Below are 7,186 nucleotides of genomic sequence, written 5' to 3'. Positions count from 1 at the left end.
GCAGGCTCCGCTGCAGCCCCGGCAAGGCCGGCCACCTGGTCAAAGCCATTGCCGTCCTTCAGAACTACGAAGCCACCCGAGGATGAAAAAGGCTCACTGTACCCGCACGTGATCATGGTGGTTCCCGTCATCCTGATCGGCATCCCAGAGCACTCCCAGGGCCGCCGATTGGACATCGCCCAGCCTCAGCGGGCTGGACATCACGGACAGATCGTCCACGCTCGGGACCCTTCGGCCCGTCGCCAAGCAGCGGGCAAGGGCGGCGACGACAAGGACCAACCTCCTCACCCTCCGCCCCACGTCGGATGTTGCCCTGCTGCCTCCGCGCGGTCGGCGTACATGTGAGCCGTCGCGGCGACCAAGGCATCAACGACCTCCGTCGAGTCGGACTCTGTGTCACCGGTCAGCTTCCCGGCGGCGCGGGCAAGGTCCTCGGTGACGGGCTCAACGACGGTCCTGGTGCTGGACAGCACAAGCGTGCCTGCTTGCGGAGGTGGGAGTCCGCTGCCCTCAAGAGGCCGAGCGGGCTCTGTGCCAGGCGGTGTCGCGCAGGAGGCGGAGGCCGTTGAGGGCTACGAGGACGGTGGAGCCCTCGTGGCCGGCGACGCCGAGGGGGAGGGGTAGGTGGCCGGCCAGGTCCCAGATGACGAGGCCGGTGATGAAGGTGGCGGCGATGGCCAGGTTCTGGACGACGAGGCGGCGTGCTCTGCGGGACAGCGCGATGGCGGTGGGATGGCGGCCAACTCGTCGCGGACGATCACGGCGTCGGCGGTCTCCAGTGCTAGGTCGGAGCCGGCGCGTCCCATGGCGATGCCGGTGTGGGCTGCGGCCAGTGCCGGGGCGTCGTTGACACCGTCTCCCACCAGCAGTGTTTTGCGTCCGGCAGCTTCTAGTTGACGTGCTGCGGCGACCTTGTCTTGGGGTAGTAGTGCAGCCCTCGGACCGACCGGCGCACTCGCGGCAGCCACCGCCGCATTGTCGGTCGGGGTCGGCTTCTCCCGGTGTCAGGGGCCGCGGCCGGGCTCGGGACGGTCGCCACCGGCGCGGCGGTCTCCACGCTGGCCCTGTGCGCGGCCGTCGTCCAGCCCCAGGCCGGCAAGGCCCTGGACGCCGGACGGCTGACGGCGCGGACCGGATCGGCATGCGGACTGGCCCTCACCGCGGCCGGCCTGGCCGCCGCGCCCCTGCCCGGCCTGGCCGGCGTCCTGGCGGCCGCCGCGCTCATCGGCGCCGGAACCGGCCTGATCACCCCGCTCGGCTTCGCCGCGCTCGCCGCCGGAACACCTGCCCAGCGGCTCGGCCAGACGATGGGATCGGCCGAGCTCGGCCGCGAACTCGGCGACGCCGGCGGCCCGCTGCTGGTCGGCGCCATCGCGGCCGCCACCACGCTCACCTACGGGTACGCCACCCTGGCCGCACTACTGGCGGCAGGCCCCCTCATCGCCCTCGCCCACCACAGGACGCCTGCCAACTCCGACTAGTACTCCAGCCGCCATTGAGTGATCGATGCGCTTCCCCCGAGAACGCGGAGGCCGAAGCTGCAGCGTCCGGCGTCGGCTGTGTCCTCGCTCGGTTGGATGTGGATGGCGTTTCAGGTTCGGCTGGCGGGCAGCGAGTTTCTGATGGCGTCCAGGGCGGCAGAGTGCGGAACGATGGGCTCGTATCCGAGTTCGGCTACGGCCTTGTCCGTCCGCAGGGTGCATTGCTGTCCGAGGAACCATCGGGCGGGAACGGGGATCTCGCGGGCGGCGGTCTCGGTGTCCAGGTCGGGGATCGGGAGATCGACGCCATAGATTTCGAACTGGGTCTCCAGGAACTCGCGCAGGACGACGCGGTGCCGGTCGGTGACGAAGTAGGCCTGGCCTGGCCGGCCGCGCTGCCATCCGAGCAGGAGTCCCTCGACGGCGTTCTCGACGAACGTGACGTCGGTCGTGTGCCGGCCTCCGCCGATCCAGGCGAACTGCCCGGCCTCCGCCGCCGCCACCAGGCCCTCGACGAGGAGGCTGCCGGGGCCCCAGACGAACCTCGGGCGAATCGACACTGTGGCGAAGCCCGGGGCATTCGCATCGAGCACGATCTTCTCGGCCACGGCCTTCACCGCGCAGTAGGCGGCTTCGGAGTCGGGCCGCAGCGGCGCGGTCTCGTCGACGTCCACAAGCGGCTCGCCTGCGAGGAGCGCGGCTTCGCTTCCGCAGTGGACGAACCGAGGGACCTGCGCGTAACGGGCCGCGTCGACGGCTGCCTGGGTACCGCGAACGGACACAAGTTCATGACGCTCACGGTCGGCGGTGATGTCGGTCTCGGCGGCGAGATGGAACAGCACGTCGCTGCCCGTCACGTCGTCGCGCCACGTGGCCGGGTCGGTCAGCTCGCCCCGCACGGGCTCGGCGCCCAGCGCCGCCACCTTCGCGGCCGATGCCTCAGTCCGGACCAGGACACGAACCGAGTGCCCCTCGTTGAGGAGCCGGCGTACCAGCACCTGGCCGATGAACCCCGAACCGCCCGTGACGAATGTCTGCGCCATGAACCTCTCCTTCGCCCTTGCGAGCCTCTCGCCCGCCTCGAGCGAGAGCGTGTCGTGGTGTAGAGCAATCAGGGGTCCGGGGGCCTTCCCTCGACCGCATTCATACTTCGAGGGTTCGCGATAACTTTTTTGGATGGCTTCTCTTCGGGCATTGGAGTGCCTGGTCGCGGTCGCGGACTCCGGATCGATCACGCAGGCCGCGTTGCTGCTGCACTCATCGCAGCCCGCCGTCTCCCATCAGCTCGCCGCGCTGGAACGCGAGACCCGGACGGTCCTGCTCCGCCGCGAGCCCCGAGGGGTCACGCTCACTCCCGCGGGACGTGCCGCCGTCGCGGACGCCAGACGAGCGATCGATGCGGCCGCCTCCGCGGTGAGATCGGCGCGTGCGGCCGGTCAGGCGGCCGGCGGGGTCCTGCGGCTGGCCTGCGCGCAGAGCCTCACGGTGCCGCTGCTCGCCGCGGTCATTCGCCGGTGGCATCGCCGCCACCCCCAGGTCGCGATCACGCTGCGCGAGTCGACGGCGATGGACGAGGCGCTCGGCCTCGTCGACTCCGCCGAGGTCGACGTGGCGGTGCTGACCGCTCCCTCGACCGGCCGCTTCACGATCACCGCCCTCGCCGCGGAGGAGATCGTGCTGGCGGCACCCACCGGCCACCCGCTGGCCGAGCGGCCGGTGGTACGTCTTGAGGACCTGGACGGTGCGCCGCTCGTCCACTTCGCGCCGGACAACGGCCTCAGCGTCTGGCTCGACCAGTCCTTCGCGCGCGCCGGAGTCCACCCGGAGACGGTGATGAGGACATCGGTGACCGCCGCGGCGCCGCAGCTCGCGGCTGCCGGCCTGGGAATCGCCGTGTGCCCCGTGAGCGCGGTCAGTGATGGCTTTCCGGGAGCGGTGCGGTCGTTCTCTCCGCGGTGGACCAGGCAGCTGGTCGCGGTGACGTCCGGGGAACCGGATCCGCTCGTCGCACGGTTCATCGGCGACCTGCGCAGTCACGGCATGCGTGTGCCGCGCGGTGTGCGGGCCCAGCTCGCACAGGACGGTCCGCCGGCCGAGACGCCACGACCGTCCTCCTGAGAACCTGCTCGTCACCGTCCTCGTCGCGAGTACCGCAGGCGGCCGCCGCAGCGTGGAAGGTCCGGCTCCCGACGGGAGCCGGACCTTCGTTGGATGGACGGCTCGCCAGCGCGGCTCGATGCCGAGGAGCGGACGGCTCGGTGCCGAGGAGCGGACGGCTCGGTGCCGAGGAGCGGGCGGCTCGTCGACCGTCACGACGCGGTAGCCGAGCCCGATGAGGCGCGGGTCAGGGCGCGGGGTTGCAGGTTTGGGTGGGTGAGGCGTTTTCATAGGCGGCGGCCAGGCAGCGGCCCTGGGACTGCTGGGCGAAGGCGTTGGGGTGCATGGACTCCTGCTGGTAGCCCTGGCTTATCCTCATCCCGGCGGTGCCGTAGCGCACCCATCCCATCTGGCTGCCCAGTTTGCCGGCGTCTTCGCTCGGGCCCGCCTGGCGGGTGCCCTTCTCGCAGAGGGCGTGGCCGTCCAGCGCGTGGAGCATGCTGAGGAAGGTCACGTTCCTGTCGGCGGCGACCTTCCGCAGCATCGTGTCGATCGCGGGGGTCAGGGTGTCGTGCATGAGGTCGAAGTCGGCGTTCCACAGCGGGCAGCCGCCGACCAGGGTCCGTTTGGTCTTGCCGCCGCCGGCCTCGGGGAAGATGTCCCGCACCTTGGCGCTGGTCGGTACCGGGGAGGGATAGGACTGCAGGATCAGCTTGTAGCTGCCGGAGGGCGAGCCGGCCGCGTCCATCACCTCGCGGATCTTGTCGATCACTTTTCCGACGTTCGCGGCCACCCGCGGAAGTTGGGCGAGTATGCGCTCCCCCTCGCCGGTGGCCGCACATGACGGCTTGCTGTTCATGTACTGATCGGTGCAGCGGCGCAGGACGTCCGACACGTTCAGGTCGTTGCCGCCGATCGACACCACAATCATTTTCACCTGCTGGGTCGCGGCCGTTGTTCGCAGTAGCCGCGTCTGCGATTCCTTGTTCTCTTTGTAGGGCTCGCTGAGGACGTGCTTGGTCTCGGCTCCCGAGCAGGCCAGATTGACCGGAGTGAGCGCGACCCGGCGGGTGCCGTTGATCTCGGCCACATCCGAGCGGTGGCATCCGGTGGTGGTGGGGTGCCGGGGATCGACCGCGGTGCCGTCGTAGACCCGCTTCGGGTCATAGCGGCAGAAGCCCGCGTAGCGGTAGGCGGCGCGATCGGTCCCGCCCCGGGTGCAGAACGCGGCGGCGGCGAGGTCGCCGTTGCCCCACCAGCGGCCTGCCTCACCGGAGATGAAGCTGTCTCCCAGCGACACCGCCACCGGTCCGTCCAGCCGTGCGAGGCTCCCCTCGCCCGCGGCGCTGGCCTGGGGCACCCAGGGCGAGTAGGCGGCCAGCGCCCCTGCGATGACGGTGGCGAGTGCGGCGAGACCGGCGCGTTTGCTGCCTTTGGTCATAAATGGAACCTCTCAGGCGATATGAGGGCGAGGGTCGTTCCTCCACTGCCTGGTCCGGAACCACGGAGAGAGGAGGATGGCGGCGTTCAGCGAACAATTCGCATCCTCATGATTACACACAGTAATTACAGTGGAATTGGCTGAGCGGAGAGTGCTCTCTGACGGGCGAGACATTGCACTGTGCATCGCCCGTCAGGACATCACCGCCATACGTGGGCGAAATTGGCGATATCGTGCCGCGTCGGCGCCCTTGGTCGTCTGCCCTATTGCCCGGGGAAATTGTCCGGGGCGGGGTGGGCCAGGCCCGTCTGGTAGGCGATGACGACGAGTTGGGCGCGGTCGCGGGCCTCCAGTTTCGTCATGGCGCGCTGGACGTGGGCGCGGACGGTGAAGGGGCTGAGGACCATCCGCTCGGCGATCTCCTGGTTGGACAGGCCGGTCGCGACCAGGGCCACCATCTCGCGTTCGCGCGGGGTGAGCGCGGCGAGCCGTTGGGGATGGTGCGGCGGGGCGCCGTCCGGCGTGGACAGGAAGCGGGCGACCAAGGAGCGGGTCGCGGCCGGGGACAGGAGGGTGTCGCCGTCGGCGATCGTGCGGACGGCGGCCAGCAGGTCCTCGGCCCCGATGCCCTTGCCGATGAAGCCGCCGGCGCCCGCGCGCAATGCCTGAGCGACGTACTCGTCGGTCTCGTACGTGGTGAGGATCAGGATGCGGGTGCCGCGCAGTTCCGGGTCGGCGCAGATCTGCGATGTGGCGGTGAGGCCGTCCACCTCGGGCATGCGGATGTCCATGACCACCACGTCCGGGCGCAGTTCGCGGGTGAGCCGCACCACCTCGCCACCGTCGGCGGCCTCGCCGACCACGGTGATGTCGTCGGCGCTGTCGAGGAGCAGACGGAAGGCGCCGCGCAGCAGTGCCTGGTCGTCGGCGAGCAGGACCCGGAGCGTCACGGCGCGGCCTCTCCGCCGGTCCTTCGCGTTGCGTCCCTGGCGGGCAGGGGCAGTTCGGTGGAGACGAGGAAGCCGCCCTCCGGGCGCCTGCCCGCGGAGAGGTGCCCCCCGACCGCGGTGGCACGTTCCCGCATCCCGATCAGGCCGTAACCGGGCGGGCCGGCGGGCGTACCCGTGCCGCCTCCGTCGTCGGCGACGGTGATGGTGACGCGGTCGCGGTTCCAATCGAGGCGCACCTGGGCGCTCCCGGTACCGGCGTGCTTGGTCACGTTGGTCAGGGCCTCCTGGATGATGCGGTAGGCGGTGAGGTCCACGCCGGGCGGCAGCGGCCTGGCCGTGCCCTCCCGGTGCACCGACACCTCCAGGCCCGCGCGGCGGAAGGATTCGAGGAGCGTGGGGAGCCGGGAGAGTCCGGGCGCCGGTTCCGCGGGCGCGGCCGCGTCCCCGGACTGGCGCAGCAGGCCGACGGTGGCGCGCAGGTCGTCGAGCGCGTCGCCGGTGGTCTGGACGAGTTCCCGCAGGCTCTTGCGGGTCTGCTCCGGGCGGGAGTCGAAGAGGTGGACGGCGACGGCGGCCTGCGCGTTGGCCAGGGTGATCTGGTGGGCCACGAGGTCGTGCAGTTCCCGGGCGATGCGCACCCGTTCCTCGGCCACTCTGCGGCGCGCCTCGCTCTCCCGGCCCTTCTCCGCCCGCCGGGCCCGCTCCTCCACGGCGGCCAGGTAGGCCCGCCGGTTCTGCGTCGAGTGGCCGAGGACGCCGGCCACCAGCGGGATCGCCGCCATCGCCCCGAGCCTGCTCGCGTCCTTCCAGGAGAGGGTCCCGAACGAGAACACGAGGTCGGAGACGACCGGCAGCGCCGCGGCGGCGACCAGCGCCGTGCCCGCCGTGCGCCCTTCGGCGCGCACGGCGAGCGAGTAGGCGGCGATCAGGGCCGGGACCACGATGAGCGGGCTCAGCAGGAGGCCCGCGGGCGGCGCCAGCGCGCCGCCCGCGGTCGTGACCGCGAGGGCGGCCGGCGGCGCCCGGTGCCGCAGCGGCAGCACCGAGCAGGACACCACGGCGATCAGGTAGGCGGCGGCGGACGGCGGTGCGATCGTCCTGTCGTCGACCTGCAGCGCGCCGCCGAGCAGGCAGAGGGCGAACGCGATCGCCGTGATCGTCGCCTCCCGCCACCGCGTGCCGCGCGGTCGCCGGCCACCGCCGCCCGTATCCGTCAT

General features: G+C 71.3%; 7 protein-coding genes. 2 read left to right on the top strand and 5 right to left on the bottom strand.

All coding sequences use genetic code 11. The features are described 5' to 3' along the window. Positions 1–572 precede the first annotated feature (572 nt). Positions 573–968, bottom strand: coding sequence for an HAD family hydrolase (locus tag ABZ806_RS38850; protein ID WP_500223466.1), 396 nt, complete (start codon positions 966–968; stop codon positions 573–575). 33 nt (positions 969–1,001) lie between these two features. Between ABZ806_RS38850 and ABZ806_RS38845 the strand changes: the two genes are divergently transcribed. Further along, the gene (locus ABZ806_RS38845) at positions 1,002–1,481 is read left to right on the top strand and encodes an MFS transporter (protein ID WP_500223464.1); all 480 of its coding nucleotides are present in this window, start codon (positions 1,002–1,004) and stop codon (positions 1,479–1,481) included. A gap of 110 nt (positions 1,482–1,591) precedes the next feature. Here ABZ806_RS38845 and ABZ806_RS38840 read toward each other — a convergent pair whose 3' ends face one another. Then, complete coding sequence (locus ABZ806_RS38840; RefSeq protein WP_500223462.1) at positions 1,592–2,524, bottom strand: NAD-dependent epimerase/dehydratase family protein; 933 nt, start codon at positions 2,522–2,524, stop codon at positions 1,592–1,594. 133 nt (positions 2,525–2,657) lie between these two features. On the opposite strand from ABZ806_RS38840, the gene ABZ806_RS38835 reads away from it, so the two are divergent. Next, the gene (locus ABZ806_RS38835; protein WP_500223460.1) at positions 2,658–3,599 is read left to right on the top strand and encodes a LysR family transcriptional regulator; all 942 of its coding nucleotides are present in this window, start codon (positions 2,658–2,660) and stop codon (positions 3,597–3,599) included. A gap of 226 nt (positions 3,600–3,825) precedes the next feature. On the opposite strand, the gene ABZ806_RS38830 is transcribed toward ABZ806_RS38835, so the two are convergent. The 3 genes from ABZ806_RS38830 to ABZ806_RS38820 form a co-directional block, all read right to left on the bottom strand. Next, positions 3,826–5,019, bottom strand: coding sequence for an SGNH/GDSL hydrolase family protein (locus tag ABZ806_RS38830; protein ID WP_500223459.1), 1,194 nt, complete (start codon positions 5,017–5,019; stop codon positions 3,826–3,828). 263 nt (positions 5,020–5,282) lie between these two features. Continuing rightward, positions 5,283–5,969: a response regulator transcription factor gene (locus ABZ806_RS38825; RefSeq protein WP_500223457.1), complete on the bottom strand. Its 687-nt coding sequence runs from the start codon at positions 5,967–5,969 to the stop codon at positions 5,283–5,285. Continuing rightward, positions 5,966–7,186, bottom strand: coding sequence for a sensor histidine kinase (locus ABZ806_RS38820; RefSeq protein WP_500223456.1), 1,221 nt, complete (start codon positions 7,184–7,186; stop codon positions 5,966–5,968). Before ABZ806_RS38820 ends, ABZ806_RS38825 begins: the two co-directional genes overlap by 4 nt.

The organism is Spirillospora sp. NPDC047418 (assembly GCF_040643275.1).
Taxonomy (GTDB): Bacteria; Actinomycetota; Actinomycetes; order Streptosporangiales; family Streptosporangiaceae; genus Spirillospora.
The sequence above is the reverse complement of the archived record's forward strand: the minus strand, read 5'-3'. Positions and strand labels throughout refer to the sequence as shown.

Excerpts from the sequence above, each read along its gene's own strand:
- ABZ806_RS38840 (WP_500223462.1), bottom strand. The coding sequence starts at position 2,524 with ATGGCGCAGACATTCGTCACGGGCGGTTCGGGGTTCATCGGCCAGGTG.
- ABZ806_RS38835 (WP_500223460.1), top strand. The coding sequence starts at position 2,658 with ATGGCTTCTCTTCGGGCATTGGAGTGCCTGGTCGCGGTCGCGGACTCC.
- ABZ806_RS38830 (WP_500223459.1), bottom strand. The coding sequence starts at position 5,019 with ATGACCAAAGGCAGCAAACGCGCCGGTCTCGCCGCACTCGCCACCGTC.
- ABZ806_RS38820 (WP_500223456.1), bottom strand. The coding sequence starts at position 7,186 with ATGACGGATACGGGCGGCGGTGGCCGGCGACCGCGCGGCACGCGGTGG.